This is a genomic window from Paenibacillus zanthoxyli JH29 (genome assembly GCF_000520715.1).
GTDB lineage: Bacteria > Bacillota > Bacilli > Paenibacillales > Paenibacillaceae > Paenibacillus_AQ > Paenibacillus_AQ zanthoxyli.
The window spans coordinates 1-17,004 of record NZ_ASSD01000013.1 but is presented as its reverse complement, the minus strand read 5'-3'; the positions used below and the strand labels follow the sequence as shown (position 1 = coordinate 17,004).

Below are 17,004 nucleotides of genomic sequence, written 5' to 3'. Positions count from 1 at the left end.
TTCAAGCGGCTCGGCAGACTCGAAGTACGTCTGCAGCATAATGGAGAGTCCCGGAACAGCGGAATGAAGCTCGCCGTAAATCTCGCTTAGAAGCTCTATATTCTCTTCCTGAAGCCCGGTCACTACCGCAGGCTCGTCGATTTGAACCCAAGCCACCCCCTCCCGCTCCAGTTCCTGCAGCAGCTGCACATAGACCGGCAGAAAGCGCTGCGCCACACTGCGGATTTCCGAAAGGGCAAAGCCCTTGGACAGCTTCAGGAACGTATAGAGTCCAATGACCACGGGCTTGCCGTCAATACCCGCCTGCGATTTGGCGAACCAGTATGCGGCAAGCGGTTTGTTCTCCGTTAGAACAGGCTTAAGATCCCCAATCTCCGGTACGATGTAATGGTAGTTCGTATTGAACCATTTCGTCATTTCGCATGCCGCCGCCCGGGAGTTGCCGCGGGCCATGGCAAAATACAAATCCAGTCCGGCAGGCCCTCCCTCATACCGGTAACGCGGAGGCACAATGCCGAACATGACGGCCGTATCCAGCACATGATCGTAATACGTGAAATCTCCCACGGGAATCAGATCGATGCCCGCCTCCTGCTGCTTTCGCAGATTCCCCAGCTGAATGCGGTCCATTTCCGCACGCAGCTGTTCCTCGCTAATCCGTCCCGCCCAGTAAGACTCCAGCGCTTTTTTCCATTCCCGGTTCACGCCGATTCTTGGATATCCAAGATTGCTTGTTCTTGCTTGAGTTGTCATTTCCATGCTCCTTCTATTCGACTTGTCCGGCCGTAATCTTTCAAAAAAACATCATATGCCGTTGTTTAAAGAAGTGGAATCTTATCCCCCTCGGAAGGCCCGCTTCCTATTTCGCATAGACGATCCAACAAAAAGACGTCCTTCCTTAAAAGCCCAAGAGGAAAGACGCCTACGTTAATCTCACGTTTGCGATCTAACACCTCCCTATCTCCCGTAGGTACAGCAGTGCGTCGGAACAGGCAGGTCTCCTGGCTGCGGCGTCATCGTCTCAAGCGGCCTTCCCGTCAGCGCCGGGCTGACAGTGGCATAAAGGGCTGAAAGGCTCCTCCGTTACAGTGGCGGGACCGCGTCGGCTTTGCACCGAGCTTCCCTTTTAAGCTCCGGAATTCTCTAATCCGGCAAGCACCTGTTTCCGTTATTTAGTGAATGTTGGATTGGTTAATGAGTACAACATTTATGTTACGGCAAGACCCTGCGGCCCGCAATAGGAGATAGGGGTTCTGGTTATATCGAAACCTGATAACCGGTTAAAAGAAAATAATATAAACGACAGCGGCCAGCACGATGCGGTAGATGGCGAACGGCAGCAGCTTGATCCGGTTGATCAGCTTCAGAAAGAACCGCAGCGACAGCAGCGCGAACACGAAGGCGCTGATAAACCCGGCGATAAAGAACGGCAGCGCATCCAGCGTAAAATACTGCCAGTTCTTGTAAAGCGAGATCAGGCTTGCGCCGGCCATGATCGGAACGGCCATAATAAAGGTGAAGTCGGCGGCGGCCCGGTGGCTCAGGCCAAGCAGGACGCCTCCTGAAATCGTCGAGCCGGAGCGGGAGAAGCCGGGCCAGAGAGAGACACACTGGATTAACCCCACCGCAAGCGCTTGCCCGTATGTAATCTGGTCAACACTCTGCGTCCTGGTGCGTTTCGGAGCAAACAAATCTGCGCAAATCATAAATAGGGCGCCAATGACCAGACCGATCAACACGGTTGATGTCGAGAACAGATATTCATCAATATAATCTTCGAATAACATTCCGAGCAGACCGGCAGGAATGAGACCCGCGATAACTTGCCCAAGCTTCAGACGGCCCCCTGTCTCTACCAGCGGCTGACCGTCCGGGACCGGTTCAAGCGATCCCTTGCTAAAGCGTTTCAGTCCGAGCAAATCAATAAAACGATTCCTGAAAATAACGACAACCGCAAGGATCGAACCGAGCTGGATCACGACTTTAAATGTATTAGCCGTGTATTTTCCGAGAAATTCCTGCGATTTCAACCACATATCATCGACAATAATCATATGTCCTGTAGAAGATACCGGAGCGAATTCGGTCAGTCCTTCGACCAGACCAAGTACGATGGCTTTAATAATGGCTAGCAGATCCAAGCTTACGCCTCCTCAATGATTAGATTTGTACTATTTTTCTTTATACTGTAGCTTAAACACCGTATCTAATTTCTGAAACTTGCAGTCCTATTTTTCAGGTCAGAAACTCTAACAGCACCTCTTGCCATCTGACTTCTAGACTTGCGAACGCCCCGGGTACATATGCAATAATGAAGGAATAGATTACACATGACGGAATAATGTTGGGAGGATGTCTATTGCTTGCACGCCTGCGCGCGTTCATATCCGCCTGGAGGGATTATCCCAGGGAGCAAGGGGAGCTGATCGGGCAGCGTTACGAGGTGCTCTCCCGGATCGGCATGGGAAGCTACGGACTGGCTTACCGCTGCCTGGATAAGCGGGAGAGACGCCAGGTGGCCGTCAAACAGGCCAAACCGAGCAAACGGGATGCTGGAAAGCAGATGCTGAAGCGGGAACGGGATATCCTTAAGCAGTTGGATCATCCCTATATCCCAGCCTGCAGAGATTACTCTGAGGAGAACGGCTCTGCATGGCTGGTTACCGATTATGTTGAGGGTTACACATTGGAACAGCTGATTTTTGAGCAGGGATGCATATTTCGGGAACAAGACACCCTTCGCTTCGTCTTGAGCTTGATGGAGCGGGTGAACCATGTGCATGAACGCGGCTTCGTGCACCTTGATCTGCGCATTCCCAACATCATTCTCCGGGGAAATGATATTTACTTAATCGATTTCGGTCTGGCCCGGCGGATTGGAGACGACCCCCTATGTAATAATGGAGAAGCGGAGCGGGACAAAGACGGACTGCCAAAGCGCATGCCCGCGTCCATACAATCGGATTTGCATGACATCGGACATCTTATGCTGTTTATGCTGTATTCCGGCTATACTCCCACGCCTGGCGGCGCCGAGCGAAGCTGGTCCGAAGAGTTGGAGCTTACGGCGGGAGTGCGGCGTATACTGCTGAGACTGCTTGACGAGGAATCGAATCCATACGCGGAGACGCAGGAGTTCATTCGGGATGCCCGGCAGGCATTATCCGAACTGGACTCCTCAGCCGACTTAAGTAAATAACAAGAAACGGATGCCTCCCTAAATTAGGTTAGCATCCGTTTCTTATTTACTGCATTAAGAATCGAATATTCAGCTTGAACTTCCATATCTGTTCTTGTAATAGCCGTGGCCGTGGCCGCGTCCGTAACCGGGTCTGCTGCTAGACGAATTTCTGTAATGCATCGGTCTCCGGTAATTTCCGGAAGAACCTCCGTGTCTTTCGTGTTTCGAGTGTCCGACGGAGTGAATGAGTTTGTCGATCAGTCTCCTGAGCATGCTGTTTCCTCCTTTAATTCGGATACTGTATAGCTACAGGATTTGCATCCTTACTCCTTCTATACGTAGAAAAAGCCAGCCGGTTTCGGCTGACTTCAAGTGATTCCTATAATTTTCCCGTGGCAGCGGCTTCTTTACGGCCCACAAGCGCAGGCTGAACCTGCAGCTTGTTCTTTCCGCGTTTCGGCTTGCCAAGCGAAGTTGTCAACGTGATAACCTGCCCAGCCACGACCACCGCCATCGCCGTATACATCGTTTCTCTGAGCGGCATATAGAAGAGTGACAGCAGCAGCACGAAAATGTCCATAATAATGAACACCGTACCGACCTTGATCCCCTTCCATTCGCTGATCAGCAGCGATAAGATGTCGTCTCCGCCGCTAGCGCCTCCGCATCGCAGCACCAGTCCCGCGCCAATCCCTGTCAGCAGTCCGGATAGCAGCGCTGCCAGCGCCAGATTGCCATGGAAATTAAGCACCAGTCCGGAATAGCGCTCCATCAGTCCGTAGAACACAGTGAACGAGCCTATGGAAATGAATGTGTTGCAGACAAATCCCTTTCCTTTGAGCACCAAAGCTGCGAGCAGAACCGGAAGATCAAGCAGCAGCACGGTGACGGAAGGCGACAGCCCCAGAACATACTTGCCGAGCAGCGACAGCCCTACGAACCCGCCCTCGGTCAGATGATTCTGATAATTGATGTGATAGTAAGTAAAGCTAAGCAGCAACGTTCCGAGCAAATTAATCGTTAATTGTAGCGGCAGACGAACACCGCTGTTATGGTTCCTCATACAGGCTCCCCTTATCGTAAATGGCGGCTAGACGTCCCACCAACCTCTACGACGGGGTGAACCGGTTGTCTTTTTCCTTCGCATACCTATTCCCTTCCTTCGTAGAGGCGGTTGGTTGTCAACTGACTGTTCACACACCTTCTACAAGGAAGCTAAGTATAAGATAGATCATAACGTTTCCAAATCGTCCTTTGGGGAATCGTCCTTCGGGGACACATGGTATCCTGATCCTTTCGATTTTGTTTTGAATACTGATTCCAGTATACCACAGAAAAAGTCATTTCCAAACAAGTATACAAGCTCTTCCAGAAAAAATACAAGCTCAGCCGCGCAGCAGCCTGTTCACCGTCTCCCTGCGGACGCCGATCAGCTGTCCGATCTCTTCCTGGGTCAGCAGTTCGGTCAATGGGACCCCATGCGAATAATCGCGCAGCCATCCGATCAGCAGCTCCAGCCTTTCGGCAGGCGCCCCGACCGTAAGATGGTCCAGACGGGTCTGCATGAACCTTACCTTCTCCTGCAGCAGAAGAGCAACCTCCATTGCTTTACCGGGCTCCTCCCGAAGCTGACGGTACCATTCCGGCGCCGGGATACGCTCTACTTCACTGCTCATCAGCGCAGTGGCCGTCCCATGAGTTTCTTTAGGTGAGATAAGCGAATGATGAGGCACCATCTCGCCGGGATAAAGAATGTTGAACAGCACGATATTCCCATTCTCGTGCAGCCTTGTCACTTTGAATAGACCGCTCTTGATATGGTACAGAGCATCACAGCCGTCTCCCTGCCTGAATAAAATCTCCCCTTTATGCAGTATCATCCCATAATTCTCCTTTAGCCAGTGATTGTCCGATTATTGCATCAAGTATAATCAATACGCACCTTCCTGCTCAAGAAGCCTGGAAAATACATCCCTCCCCGCCTATTCCGTCTTTGCTCTTTGCAGCATACTTTGTAGCATACGACCAGATGAAGCGGGTGAGAGAAGATGGCAAATAATAAAAACATCCAACGCATCCCCCAGGAAGAGGAACTGACATCAGAAGATTATGCCATCATCGCTGCAGCGCTGAGCGCTTTAGGCGATTTCTTCTTTTTCTTGTCCCTCGTAAAAGCAAAGGAAACGACCCAGGCTGAAACTAAGAAGAAAACAAAATTAAGATGAAAGCAAGGCTGTCTTCCAGTCCGATTCATTCGGGGAGACAGCTTGTTTGGCATGTCCGCTATTCCTTTCCTGAATTGTACCTGGCGGTTACAAACCTGGAATCGGGTTTAACTATTAAGTAGAGTCGGCATAGTAGTGAAGCCGCCATACATACTATTCGGTACAAATTAGGAGGTGCGGCCATTGCTGCTGCAGAACAAGTTTTTTCGTACCACGCTTGGAATCATCTTTCTTCTGCTTATCCTTTATCTCGGCTCCAAGGTTATCGTTCTTTTCTCGCCTATCGGAACCATCATTAATCTTCTGCTCGTGCCGATGATGCTCTCCGGGTTCATGTATTATTTGCTTCGCCCGCTGGTCAATTATCTGGAAAAAAGAAAGCTCAAGCGCCCGATCGCCATTTTGCTCATCTATGCCGTATTTATTGCTCTGTTCGCTATTTTCTGGGTCGCCGTCTGGCCGACGCTGCAGGATCAAATCCAGAATTTTATCCGAAATGCCCCGTATCTTGTCCAGGATATCCAGACCCAGCTTGACCGTCTGCGTGAGGACCCTTTGTTTGCGCGGTTCTTCCGTGGAGAATCGGATCTGACCGTCCGGCTGACCGAATACCTGCAAAACGCGGTAACCTGGGTGTCGAACTCCATCAGCAATCTGATTACTGTCATTTCGAACATTGTCGTCGTTGTGGCCACACTGCCGATTATTTTGTACTATATGCTAAAAGACAGCCATAAGCTGCCTCCTATTCTGCTCGGCCTGGTCCCGCGAAAATACCGCAGTGAAGGTCAGGAGACGTTGGAGCAAGTCGATTCAGCGCTCAGCAGCTTCATCGTTACGCGGGTAATTCTGAATCTGATTCTGGGCCTCACCCTGTTCATCGGATTTCTTGTGATCGGTTTGCCGTATGCCCTGCTGCTTGCCCTCGTGTCCGTTCCGCTGAACTTTATTCCCTATATCGGCGCCATCCTTGCCGCGATTCCCGTCGTCATCGTCAGTTTTATTGAATCACCCATGACCGCATTATGGTCTCTGGTCGTTATCGTCGCCTCACAGCAAATTCAGGATAACCTGCTCACGCCGATCATTTACGGCAAATCTCTGGATATCCATCCGCTGACTACGGTAATCCTTGTACTTATCGGCGGAGAATTCTACGGTATTATCGGTGTGCTGATCGCGCTGCCGGTCTATATCACCGTCAAAATTATTTTTCTGCGGGTATACGAAATTATCGTTGCGGAGCGGATGAACGAAAATTAACTGCAGCCCGTCTTAACCTTTCTCAAAGAGCCCTGCCTGCATTAGCAGACAAGGCTCTTTGAGGTTGCCGGCTTAAGCCGCGCTCTAGCCTCTTAGCGAACGGACGACAAACAGATGCGTCCCTTTCATCAGCGTTCTTCCGTCCTCCAAAGTAACCGATCCCTTCGTATGGGAAACAAGGGTGGTATTAAACGCAATCAGCCGATCACCCTTCCAGACCGTGACCGCCGACTTGAAATAGACGGCATTATCGAACTGCAGCCGGTCTTTCAAAATATAGCCGACAGAATGAAGGACCGGAGGGAGCGCTCTTTCTTTGGGAGCGAGCGCCTTGATAATCGCAATGTCCCGGATAGGGATTCCGGCTTCTTGATGCCCGATCACAACGCGCCCAGCAGCGCTATCCCACTTACGGAGTACACCCCTCAGCGTGACGTAAGGAGGCTTTCCTAGATACGCAATAACCGGCTTGCCTACCCAATGTCTCATTCTAACGCCTCCTTCTGCCTTACCCGTCCTATAAATTCGGTATATGCCAATGGATAGGTTCCAGACCGTGTGCACTCAAAAATTGATTGGTCCGCGAGAACGGCTTGCTGCCGAGAAATCCCCGGTGAGCCGAGAACGGACTCGGGTGCGCCGACTGGATCACTTTATGACGGCTCTGGTCGATGCAAGCGCCCTTCTGCTGGGCATGGCTGCCCCATAATATGAAGACCAGCGGCGTCTCCCTTTCGTTCAGTTTCTCCATAATAGCATCCGTAAAACGTTCCCATCCCATACCTTTATGCGAACCCGGCTGACCCTCGCGCACGGTCAGAACCGCATTGAGCAGCAGTACACCCTGCTCCGACCAATGCAGCAGAGACCCGTGATTCGGACTGGCGGAACCGACATCTTCGGCCAGCTCTGCATAAATATTGCGCAGGGACGGCGGAATCCGCACACCAGGCTTCACCGAAAAGCTAAGCCCATGGGCTTGTCCCGCGCCATGATAAGGATCTTGTCCCAGAATGACGACCCTCGTCTCGCTATAGGCCGTTAGCTTCAGCGCAGAGAACAGCAGTTCCTTCGGCGGATACACCGTATACTGCTTGTACTCCCTCGCCAGTGTATAGCGCAGCTCCTGAAAATACGGCTTCTGCGTCTCTTCATGCATTACCTCGTCCCAATCATTGCCAAATATCATACGGCTCTCCTTCCATATCTCCCCAAGTAATGGATTCGTTCCCTGCTGGGATGCAGGAAACGCTTCTCTCTTATTTTCTTCCGTAATCCGCCTTGATCTCTCCCCACAGCCGGGTCTGCCACTTCAGCACCTTGTTATTATATGTATGCGTCTGAAGCCAGTTCTCCGCCCGGTCGATGAGTACCCAGATCTCCTCCGTCGTATGGTCCCGGGGGAGGGTGGTTGAAACCTTTTTCTCTCTGACCCATTTCATGGCGTTGACCGAATCGCTGTATACCGTCTTGCTGCTGCCTTCTTTCTGCAGAAGCGCAAGGGCATGCACAATAGCCAGAAATTCTCCGAGATTATTCGTACCCTTGCTAATCGGACCGCAGGAGAAGATGACCTCCCCTGTCCGTGTGTCTACCCCTTTATATTCGACAGGGCCGGGGTTTCCCCTAGTTCCCACATCAACTGAGATGCTGTCATAATCGATGGGTTCCGCCGCTGTCCGCGCGCCCGTCCGCTTGGAAGTATAGCTTTCCTGAGATCCGACGGCTGCGCGTCCTTTTTCAGACCCCGTGTTCCCCCAATTGCCTTTCCAGCCTGCCCGGAACGCTTCCTCAGCCGCGGCTTTCGACTCATAAGATTTGTATTTTGCTCCCGTAAATTGGTCCGTCTGCCGCTTGCATTCCGCCCAAGTTGCGTACACTCCCGGCTTCCGTCCCTCCCATACCACATAATATTTCTGCTTAGCCACGATGCCGGCTCCTTCCTGCAGCATTATTGACCTTAATATTAAATTACAAATGAGCAAGACACAACAGGAAATGCACCGGTAAACCGAGAGCGGCCTGCCGGATGTTTCGACAAAGGTTCTGCTGTTTAATAACGTAAGTAAGCAAATTGTCGACATACAGTATGATATACAAATTGGATATCTAAAATCTCAAGTAAATTCAAGGTTGTAAACGTTTTACATGAAGATAAATACGAAGCGGTTTAGGACCATACGGCTATTTTGGGGATTCGAATGATTACGACAAAAACATCTCTTCACTCCTGCCGCAAGTTCCAGTATCATACTATATATACAATACAAAGCATACTCTTTTAGAGTCAATATTGTATAATCGCTGGTCGACAAGGTTGTGCTGCTAAACTACTATTAGGAGGGGCAATTATGGTTCTCTTATTTCACAATGCTACTGCAGAAGGGCTCGAACGTTTATCACGGGATGTTCAGGCAATCAACGATGAGGCGCGCCAAGCCTCTTACGAAATGTCCGTGGTAAGGAAAACTTCCGGCTCCGGCTATGAATGGGAGGTTACGGTCTACGGAAGAAAGGTAACCGTAACAGCGGAAGACATTCTCAAAATCCAAACAAAGCGCTTAGACTTGAGTATTAAAGACATTTTCAAAGAGGTTGTCGCCTGGAAATTGAAAGCGTTGTCCACATTGCAATCCTAGCTTCCTGCGGCATCAGTCTGGTCTAGCATTTATGTAATTGCTCATCCTAATACGGCAGCCCTCCCCCTTAGCGTGGGAGGGCTGCGCTCGCTTCCCGCGAAGATCGGGTAGCATTTTCCGCGATTAATTCAAGGTATTTCAGCCGCTCTCATTCTAAATTTGCCGCCTGCACTGCATGTCAACGGTGATCGGGAAATGGGAGGGGGGCGAACGGATGAAACGGAATTCCTCCCTCTTTATTTATCTGAAAACGGCTTAAACAGAGCATGGAAGGGAATTTCTCCGCTTTATTCAGGCGATTTGGCCGAAACCATAAGAAATTGGAGAAATAAGCCGGAGCTTTTCCCGCTTATCGTTCCAGGACAGCCTTTTTCCGAAAATATAAAGGACATTTTCCCGTTGGTACTTGTATCTGCCAGAGATCAGAGATCAAATGTCCACTCCAGATTCTTACTTGTTTCCATGCCGTCCAGTCAGGCCTGTGCTCGTTCAATCTCCCTGATCCGGTCTAATCGTTACATAGAAAGACCGGTTTTGCATAACCTAATCAGCGAACCTTGCAGAAAGGAATGAAAACCCATGGAGGATAAGAACAGGCTAACGGAGCCTAAGGGAAGCGGCGTTGAACCCATCCCTGAGCCCGATAACCCTACAGCGGCGCGGGAAGGGTCTACAGACAAGTTGGAGGATATTGTCAGGGGCATTATGGACAATATTGAGGAGAGTCTGACCGGGGACACGCCTGATGACGTCAATAAAAGCGGAAAGAGCAACAAATAATGTCAGTCCAAAAGCAGTGAAAGGCCGCAGAACGCAGAGCCTGACGCTGCTTTTTTGCTGCAATGGGTTCGAAAATGTGACCATACTGAAAACCTATTGAAACTTCCAAAACACCGATGTATAATTTAGCAAATTAACGCGCTCCCATATGTTAGTCCAAAAAATCCAGGAGGGAAAGTCATGCCATATACGATTATGAAAAACGCTGAATTTTTCACCGCCGCGCTGGCGCAAAAATACGTGTTCGCCCTGCAGATCGGTCCTGACGGCATGTATTCCCGCGTAGGCGCAGGACTTGTCCAAATGTTCTCCGATGAATACGTGAAGCTAAAAAATTTTGACGGGTCGGTTGTGCTGTACTCCAGATCAGACACCAAGTTCCAGCATTAGGTACTTCAATTCGATTCCTTTTTACGATTCATATTTTCGCTCCTTCTCCAAGTAAATAATGGTTAAGTGCCGGTCGATTTCGGCCTTTTTATACGGTTTGAAGCCCAGCTTCGCGTATAGATAGAGATTTTTCAGGCTTTTTTCACCGGTGAACAATTCATATCTGCGGCAACTGCCAAACTGCTGTTCAATTGCATGTAGCAGCATCGTCCCAATTCCGGCGTTTTGATGATCCGGATGGACAATCAGCTTGCCGATTTTGCAAACCTGATTTTCTTGATAAGCTCTTACGGAACCTACGATTTTGCCGCTGACCACCGCTTTTAGCACAAGCTGCCGCTTCAGTTCTTCTTTCAGTTCATTTAAGCTCTGTGTCAGCGGCTGGATGGAATAGTCATTATAGATCTCCGCTTCGCTTTGGTATGACCGATACTGAAGCTCCAATATTTCTGCCGCATCCTCCAGACCCGCCTTCAATATTTCCATAAATATTCCCCCAGCAGTGAGCATTGTTGTCAAAAAGTATCGTTCCAGCACCAACGCAACGCCATCCTCATCATTACTGGTCGTAACCTTTTGCGCTAAGGCTTTGAGCTTTCTGTCCGTAACCTTCTTCTAGATTTCATTAAGATCATTTCTGATGATTGCTGCGACCGAGGGCATGAACAGTAAATCCTCGCCCACTTTATTCCTCAGGTTTTGATAATATTCTGACATTGGCATCCGGTTCACCCCGCAGTATATTTGTTAGAACTCCACATAATCTCCCACTCCTGACTCCAAAATATCTATCAAATCACTGTCCATGAACCTGTACTCGTCCGCGATATCCAGACAAATGACCCGTTTATGCGCGATTTCGGCTTGAAACTTGGCGCTCAGTCTTCGGAGATGCTTTTTTTCCATGACAAAAATAAGATCCGCCCAGCCGATATGTCCTGCGGTTACCTTTATCCTCGCGTTCTCTTCCGTCCCCGCCGATCTCACTTCATGGCCACCGCGTTCATCGAATATCTTCTCCGCCGTCAGGCTTCTCCATTTGTTCCTGCTGCATATAAAAAGAATTTGAATAAAGTTAACCTCCTAACTCCTAAACGCTGTCTCTGCTGACCCATCTCATCCCCGGAGCCGTGTCTGGCCGTTCCTCAAACCCGAACTTTTTATAAAATTCGGACTTATGCGCCGCCGCAAACAATTGAACCATCAGGATATCCTGTTCTTTGCACTTTTTCAGCAATTTGTTCAGAATACCGGTGCCAATGCCCTTACCCTGATATTCCGGTAAAATAATCAAATCGCATATAAAAGCTTGAAAAATGCCATCCGAGATCACCCGGCCCATTCCAACCAACCGATCCTCCTCAAAAGACGAGACAACAAGCCAACTCTGGCGCAGAGCCTTTTCCAGCTGTTCGCTTCCCTTCTCCGTTACTCCGTGCCAGCCCGCGCTTTCAACCAAAGTGATAAATTCTTCCCCTGTCGGTATGTACTCGCCGTATGTAACAGGCTGCAAATCCTTGGACATAATCATATTCACCTCCGGCCGTTCTTATTATTTTTCCGCGATCCACACCGTCCATCGATCCTGTTCTTGTATCGGTTGTCCGCTTGCCAGATGCTGCCCGATGAAATTCACCAGCTCCGAGAGCTCGTCATCCGTCAGTTCAAATAGCAGGGATCTTCCCGTGCGGTTGAGCAAATCCAGCCCCAGCTGTTCAAAGTCTCTATAGCTTTTTCGGGTTTCCCAGTATGAGAACTCGGCGTTCAGGACGAACCCGGTCTGCCTTAAAGCGTCAATTACCTCACTGCCGGAATAGCGTCTTTGAATTTCCTGCTCCAGCAGCTTCGGATATTTTTCGAAAAAATAGCCCCGAATATGGGTTGGACTTCCCGCAAGCGAGCAATCTTCAGGCGTCCGGTCTTGGATGATGAATGTCCCGCCGGGCTTTAACACTCTTTGGGCTTCTCGAAAGCACGCGCCTAAGTCTCGAATATGATGAATTAACGCCCGCTCCAGCACAATATCGAACTGCCCGTCTTTGAGACCCGTATCAAGCGCATTCCCTCGCGCAAAAGAGATGTTCGGAATGTCCCTGCAATTCTCAGCCGCTCCCTTCAACATTTCAGCCGAAAAATCCATTCCCGTCACTTGGGCAGCTCCGGAGAGCGCCAATGCCTTCGTGTATATCCCTCCGCCGCAGCCTATATCCAGTACCCGCTTCCCTTGAAGCGGGACGTACCGCCCTATCGTTGAAATCCAGCTCGCTTCCGCCTCTCTGGAGGCATAGGTGGATTGATTATTCTGGTCGTGAAAGTCGATCGGCATTCCTTTACCGCCTTTCCTTAATCTGACGCTCCTTTAAAAATGCTTGCGAAATCCCATCACATTCTCTTCCCTATAGCCTAACTCTTCATAGAACTTATGCGCTTCCGTCCGCTGCCCGCCCGATACAAAAATGATATACGTACAATCTCTTTCCCTGGCCGCCCGCTCGATTTCCTGCATTAGTACCCTTCCAACGCCTTGTCTTCTGAAACGGCTTGAAACAACGACATTTTCAATGACCATAAAAGATTTGCATTCGCCCACAAAATCCTGACAGATGATCCCCATCAGCGAACCAGCCAGTATATTGTCTTGAAAAGCGCCCAGCAGTATGTAGTTGTCATTATCTTCATGCGATTCGAACACGCTGGCCAGCTTGGCCTCATTGGATTTGTGTCCCGTCAGTTCCTCATACAAGCCGTTAAGCGCGGACAAATCTTCTTTGCCAATCTTTCTAATGGAAAGCATAATTATCCTGCCTCCTCCTCTCCTGAAGCAAATGCTTCATATAATTCCTGCACAGTGTGGACACAGTATGTCGGCTTGATAGCTTCCAGCTCAGCCGTGCTGCCGTACCCGTATAAGACGCCAATCGACGATATTCCGTTGTTATGCGCTCCGATAATGTCATGCTTCCGGTCCCCGATCATGACGGTGCTAGCTGTATTCAAGTTCTCTTTTTCAATGATATGCCTAATGATTTCACTCTTATCCGACAGTGTGCCATCCAGGTTGCTCCCAACCACCGCATGAAAAAAATGATCCAGCTTAAAATGCTTCAAAATCTTTTCGGCGAACACAAACGGCTTCGAAGTCGCAACGATCAGAATAGCCTGCCGCTGAGTAAGCATGCTCAATAGCTCGGGAATGCCGGAGTACAGTTCATTCTCAAAGATACCTGTATCCGCAAAATACTCCCGGTAATACTGCACCGCCTGCCAGGCATCCGCCTCCGAAAAACCGTAAAACTCCTGAAACGAATGAGCGAGCGGCGGCCCGATGAACGGCTCCAAACGGTCCAAATTGTCTTCGATAATCCCAAACTTGGCCAGCGCGTACTGCACGGACTTGGTTATGCCAATTTTCGGGTCCGTCAGCGTACCATCCAGATCAAACAGAATATGCGAAAAATTCAAATGATCACCGTCCCTTTCGGCGAAATTAGTCAATCTTATATTCAGTAATGGAAGCGCAGGGAATATCCTCCCGTTCCACCTGGGTCCGAAAAGCCATGCCATGGCCAACCACAATGACAACCTCATGCTCCGAATATTTCCTCAGAACACTGTCCATCCTGCTTTTCAGCATGGTCTTCGACTCCCATAACCTCGTTTCTCCCGGGGGATACATCCCGCCGCATCGTTCATAGTCTTGGACGAGTTGGTTTAACCGCTCAAGCGAATCGTATTCAAAGGTCAAATCCGGCTGCCATTCCCGGAGGTCAAGCTCTACGGCGATGTCCAATGACAATTCCTTGGATAGGATCGCCGAGGTCTGCATCGCCCGGGTGTAGGGGGAAGAAATAATAAGCTCCGCCTTGCGCAGCCGTGGATCTTTTGACGTGTCATACACCTGGAGGATTCCCCTGGAGGTTAGGGGAGCCAGGTCCCGTCCATGCCCTTTTAGCTTATAATGTTCATTAATCTGCCAATCTGGTTCTCCGTGACGAATCAAATAGAACAAGGTCATTTACAATCTCTTCTCAAAACACAGGCTGGACGGACAATCCGCGTATTCTCCAAACCGTTCAATCTCGCCGTAGCCGTTCTTTTTGTAGAATCCGATCGCCTCTGTCTGCTGATCTCCCGTTTCCAGCTTGATTCCCTGATATCCCTGCCTGGCCGCTTCTTCTTCCAGCCGCTGCACAACCCTCCGGGCGATTCCCTTGTTCCAGTAATCCGGCGCAACCTGTATCAGTTCGGTATTTTCCATGTGCAATCTCTCCTTACGATCATCCTCATAACAGAAAAGCATGAATCAATTGTAACGTGTTCTACCGGAATGAAAAAGGTACACGAAACCGCTGCGAGCCGCCATTTCATTTTCCTGTTACAGTGCGGCATTGCCGAAACGAATGATTGAAAAATCCAACGCCGATTGGATTATACGGTTCCGCAGAGGATGCAAATCCGGTGTAAAACGCAGCTCAACAGCTTCCTGGAGCAGCTTGGACAACAAATCGCCCATCGGTTCCACGATTACGGGCCTGACCTCTTCCAGCGAAATATAATACCCTGCTGTCTTGTCGAATAATGTGAAGGAATCTTCCGCAAAAGTATATCTGTACAGCCGCGTATGGCGGATACGTTCCAGCCAGGCACTCTCTACGGCAATTACCTTATCTGCGCTTGTGTGCTCAAAAAAACTCCCGGTGTCTTCCGCCGCCGCCCCCTCCGGCATCGAGTAGATCACCCGGGGGCAGTTCCGGGGAAAGTAATAATGCGGAGCATGCTCACGGTCGATTGCCCAGACGACCGGCTGTAAATCGGGAAAGGATTTCGAGGGACGAGGGCGAAAGATTTCGATGCCGGGATCTTCGCTTAAGTGATATAACATAGATCCTCCATCGTTTTATATTTTTGCTTGGACCACACCAGCCAATAATCCGAGATATTCCTTCAGCGCCGTTCCAACCGTTCCAATTGCACCAGGGCTGGGCGCCAGCATACCCGCATACCAAGCCGCTGTGGCGCCGCCGCTTATATGGTAATCAGTCGGATATGGCTGGACCTCCATTCCGGCTTGCCGGAACTCCGCAACTGCCCGCGGCATATGGAATGCCGAAGTGACCAGCACCGGGCGGCTCAGCCCGTGCTCCTTCATGAGCGCGGCCGTAAACTCGGCATTCTGCTCCGTGTTCAGCGAACGATTCTCGATAAGAATACTCCGTTCATCCACTCCCAGTCCGATCAGCTGTCTGCGGGCGATATCGCCTTCGTTGCCGCTGTCGGCAAAAACCTGCCCGCCGCTGAACAGCACCGGCAATCCCGTCAGGCGATGCAGCCGGACCGCAGTTACCAGCCTGCCCGCCGCCGATCCGCCCAAGCTGCCATCGCCATCAATGTCGGGGGTTCCTGTCGTAGCTCCGCCTCCGAGCACCACCAGGCAGTCGCCCTGAACCTGCTCCGGCTGGGCATACCGCGATTCCAGACTGCGCATCAGCGGGTTCGCGATCAGCGGCACCGACGCCAAATACAGCAGCAGCGTTACGGAGAGCAGGACCACTGCCGGACCGCGCTGTTTTTTCCGTAACAGCCATAATGCCAGCAGCGCCAGCAGCACAACAAATATTCCCGGAGGCAGCACGAAGCTGTAGATAAATTTAATTACATAAATCAACCTTAGGCATCTCCTTTCGATCCAATGAACCTTATACCAATGTCTTTAACCGGATATTCGAAAATATCGGCGGTTCTGCCTTGCCCGATCAACCTTAAATCGCTCACCTGCTTAAGCCTCCTAAATTTGCTTTCTTGCAACGATATTAGCGAATAGATTCAGAAATGATTAGATCTATCCTTCCTTCATACGCTTTAAGCTTCGCCTGCCCGCCTATAGGAAACGTCAGCATCGGTGTTGTGTGGCCAAAGTCCACATCCGCAATGACCGGAATAGAGACCAGCTCTTTTTTCGTTTTTATTATTTTTGTTAATAGATCTCTGGTCATTTGCGATGCCTGTTGAAATCTGCCAATAACTAGTCCTTTCACTTTGTCAAAATCAGCTTGGTGAATAAGCGACTGCAGGTCTCTATCGAACGTAGCCGGTGAGGATTCATAATCATCTTCTACAAAAAGAATCGCCCCCGCCAAATCAGGCATAAACGCGGTTCCCTGCAGCAGATTGAGCGTACACAAATTTCCGCCGATGATGACGCCGCTCGTAACTCCTTCGTTAATTATATAGGGTCCCTCATTAGGAAAAAACGTACGTCTCTCCTGATCCGCATACCAAGCATCATCACTCCAATACACAGAGGGCTTGATCTGAATGGATTCATGTCCGGTCATAAGCCGGTTGAAACAGTCAACCGTGTACTCATTCCCCTGTAGCATGGCAAATGTAGAGAAATGCGGTCCCGAATAGGTGATCAAGCCGGTCTGGCTGTAAATCGCGTTGCTTATCGCTGTAATGTCTGAATACCCGCATAGACGCTTGGGATTGGACTTTATCTAAAAAGCCGAGAAGACTCCTTCCTCTA

General features: G+C 50.0%; 23 protein-coding genes, 3 pseudogenes and 1 riboswitch. Of the genes and pseudogenes, 6 read left to right on the top strand and 20 right to left on the bottom strand.

Annotated features, from left to right (window positions below; all coding sequences use genetic code 11):
- Nucleotides 1-753: pseudogene (locus L691_RS27430) on the bottom strand (5-methyltetrahydropteroyltriglutamate--homocysteine S-methyltransferase); the annotation flags it as partial.
- A gap of 221 nt (nt 754-974) precedes the next feature.
- Nucleotides 975-1,178, bottom strand: a riboswitch (cobalamin riboswitch).
- Nucleotides 1,179-1,280: 102 nt separating this feature from the next.
- Entirely contained in the window at nt 1,281-2,141 is an 861-nt protein-coding gene (locus L691_RS0100700) for an undecaprenyl-diphosphate phosphatase (RefSeq protein ID WP_025688131.1), read from the bottom strand.
- 218 nt (nt 2,142-2,359) lie between these two features.
- On the opposite strand from L691_RS0100700, the gene L691_RS0100695 reads away from it, so the two are divergent.
- Nucleotides 2,360-3,199, top strand: a complete 840-nt coding sequence (locus tag L691_RS0100695) for a serine/threonine protein kinase (protein WP_025688130.1) — start codon at nt 2,360-2,362, stop codon at nt 3,197-3,199.
- A 69-nt stretch (nt 3,200-3,268) separates the two neighbouring features.
- On the opposite strand, the gene L691_RS30960 is transcribed toward L691_RS0100695, so the two are convergent.
- From L691_RS30960 to L691_RS0100685, 3 genes are all read right to left on the bottom strand, one after another.
- Nucleotides 3,269-3,454 carry a hypothetical protein gene (locus L691_RS30960; protein ID WP_084653753.1) on the bottom strand — a complete coding sequence of 62 codons (186 nt, stop codon included), beginning with the start codon at nt 3,452-3,454 and terminating at the stop codon, nt 3,269-3,271.
- A gap of 106 nt (nt 3,455-3,560) precedes the next feature.
- Nucleotides 3,561-4,244: a YitT family protein gene (locus L691_RS0100690; RefSeq protein ID WP_025688129.1), complete on the bottom strand. Its 684-nt coding sequence runs from the start codon at nt 4,242-4,244 to the stop codon at nt 3,561-3,563.
- Nucleotides 4,245-4,566: 322 nt separating this feature from the next.
- Nucleotides 4,567-5,061 (bottom strand): Crp/Fnr family transcriptional regulator, encoded by a 495-nt coding sequence (locus L691_RS0100685; protein ID WP_025688128.1) that lies wholly within the window; start codon nt 5,059-5,061, stop codon nt 4,567-4,569.
- A gap of 168 nt (nt 5,062-5,229) precedes the next feature.
- Here L691_RS0100685 and L691_RS31685 point away from each other — a divergent pair, with 168 nt between their 5' ends.
- Complete coding sequence (locus tag L691_RS31685) at nt 5,230-5,406, top strand: hypothetical protein (RefSeq protein ID WP_156934112.1); 177 nt, start codon at nt 5,230-5,232, stop codon at nt 5,404-5,406.
- 183 nt (nt 5,407-5,589) lie between these two features.
- Nucleotides 5,590-6,669: an AI-2E family transporter gene (locus tag L691_RS0100675; protein WP_025688127.1), complete on the top strand. Its 1,080-nt coding sequence runs from the start codon at nt 5,590-5,592 to the stop codon at nt 6,667-6,669.
- Between the two features lie 84 nt (nt 6,670-6,753).
- Here the strand turns inward: L691_RS0100675 and L691_RS0100670 are convergent, their stop codons facing one another.
- The 3 genes from L691_RS0100670 to rnhA form a co-directional block, all read right to left on the bottom strand.
- Nucleotides 6,754-7,158 carry a hypothetical protein gene (locus L691_RS0100670; protein WP_025688126.1) on the bottom strand — a complete coding sequence of 135 codons (405 nt, stop codon included), beginning with the start codon at nt 7,156-7,158 and terminating at the stop codon, nt 6,754-6,756.
- A 28-nt stretch (nt 7,159-7,186) separates the two neighbouring features.
- On the bottom strand, nt 7,187-7,855 hold the full coding sequence (locus L691_RS0100665; protein ID WP_025688125.1) for a uracil-DNA glycosylase: 669 nt from the start codon (nt 7,853-7,855) through the stop codon (nt 7,187-7,189).
- A gap of 73 nt (nt 7,856-7,928) precedes the next feature.
- Nucleotides 7,929-8,597: a ribonuclease H gene (gene rnhA / locus L691_RS0100660; protein WP_025688124.1), complete on the bottom strand. Its 669-nt coding sequence runs from the start codon at nt 8,595-8,597 to the stop codon at nt 7,929-7,931.
- 423 nt (nt 8,598-9,020) lie between these two features.
- On the opposite strand from rnhA, the gene L691_RS0100655 reads away from it, so the two are divergent.
- From L691_RS0100655 to L691_RS0100645, 3 genes are all read left to right on the top strand, one after another.
- Nucleotides 9,021-9,308, top strand: coding sequence for a hypothetical protein (locus L691_RS0100655; protein ID WP_025688123.1), 288 nt, complete (start codon nt 9,021-9,023; stop codon nt 9,306-9,308).
- Nucleotides 9,309-9,887: 579 nt separating this feature from the next.
- Nucleotides 9,888-10,088, top strand: a complete 201-nt coding sequence (locus L691_RS0100650) for a hypothetical protein (protein WP_025688122.1) — start codon at nt 9,888-9,890, stop codon at nt 10,086-10,088.
- 180 nt (nt 10,089-10,268) lie between these two features.
- The gene (locus L691_RS0100645) at nt 10,269-10,478 is read left to right on the top strand and encodes a hypothetical protein (protein ID WP_025688120.1); all 210 of its coding nucleotides are present in this window, start codon (nt 10,269-10,271) and stop codon (nt 10,476-10,478) included.
- A 21-nt stretch (nt 10,479-10,499) separates the two neighbouring features.
- On the opposite strand, the gene L691_RS0100640 is transcribed toward L691_RS0100645, so the two are convergent.
- From L691_RS0100640 to L691_RS0100585, 12 genes and pseudogenes are all read right to left on the bottom strand, one after another.
- Nucleotides 10,500-10,964, bottom strand: a complete 465-nt coding sequence (locus L691_RS0100640) for a GNAT family N-acetyltransferase (RefSeq protein WP_025688119.1) — start codon at nt 10,962-10,964, stop codon at nt 10,500-10,502.
- Nucleotides 10,965-11,096: 132 nt separating this feature from the next.
- Nucleotides 11,097-11,201: pseudogene (locus L691_RS33270) on the bottom strand (NUDIX hydrolase); the annotation flags it as partial.
- Between the two features lie 24 nt (nt 11,202-11,225).
- Entirely contained in the window at nt 11,226-11,549 is a 324-nt protein-coding gene (locus L691_RS0100635) for a low molecular weight protein tyrosine phosphatase family protein (protein WP_025688117.1), read from the bottom strand.
- A 19-nt stretch (nt 11,550-11,568) separates the two neighbouring features.
- Nucleotides 11,569-12,003, bottom strand: a complete 435-nt coding sequence (locus tag L691_RS0100630; protein WP_198022949.1) for a GNAT family N-acetyltransferase — start codon at nt 12,001-12,003, stop codon at nt 11,569-11,571.
- 27 nt (nt 12,004-12,030) lie between these two features.
- Entirely contained in the window at nt 12,031-12,804 is a 774-nt protein-coding gene (locus tag L691_RS0100625) for a class I SAM-dependent methyltransferase (protein ID WP_025688115.1), read from the bottom strand.
- A 33-nt stretch (nt 12,805-12,837) separates the two neighbouring features.
- Nucleotides 12,838-13,272 carry a GNAT family N-acetyltransferase gene (locus tag L691_RS0100620; RefSeq protein WP_025688114.1) on the bottom strand — a complete coding sequence of 145 codons (435 nt, stop codon included), beginning with the start codon at nt 13,270-13,272 and terminating at the stop codon, nt 12,838-12,840.
- Between the two features lie 2 nt (nt 13,273-13,274).
- Entirely contained in the window at nt 13,275-13,940 is a 666-nt protein-coding gene (locus L691_RS0100615) for an HAD family hydrolase (protein WP_025688113.1), read from the bottom strand.
- A 25-nt stretch (nt 13,941-13,965) separates the two neighbouring features.
- Nucleotides 13,966-14,493 (bottom strand): histidine phosphatase family protein, encoded by a 528-nt coding sequence (locus L691_RS0100610; RefSeq protein ID WP_025688111.1) that lies wholly within the window; start codon nt 14,491-14,493, stop codon nt 13,966-13,968.
- Nucleotides 14,494-14,736 carry a GNAT family N-acetyltransferase gene (locus tag L691_RS0100605; protein ID WP_025688110.1) on the bottom strand — a complete coding sequence of 81 codons (243 nt, stop codon included), beginning with the start codon at nt 14,734-14,736 and terminating at the stop codon, nt 14,494-14,496. It abuts the gene before it with no gap.
- A gap of 117 nt (nt 14,737-14,853) precedes the next feature.
- A complete protein-coding gene (locus L691_RS0100600) occupies nt 14,854-15,360 on the bottom strand; it encodes a DUF6886 family protein (protein WP_025688108.1) in 507 nt (168 codons plus the stop codon).
- A 15-nt stretch (nt 15,361-15,375) separates the two neighbouring features.
- Entirely contained in the window at nt 15,376-16,143 is a 768-nt protein-coding gene (locus L691_RS0100595; protein ID WP_025688107.1) for a YdcF family protein, read from the bottom strand.
- A 145-nt stretch (nt 16,144-16,288) separates the two neighbouring features.
- Nucleotides 16,289-16,975 (bottom strand): annotated as a pseudogene (locus L691_RS0100585) (LD-carboxypeptidase); the annotation flags it as partial.
- Between the last annotated feature and the right edge of the window lie 29 nt (nt 16,976-17,004).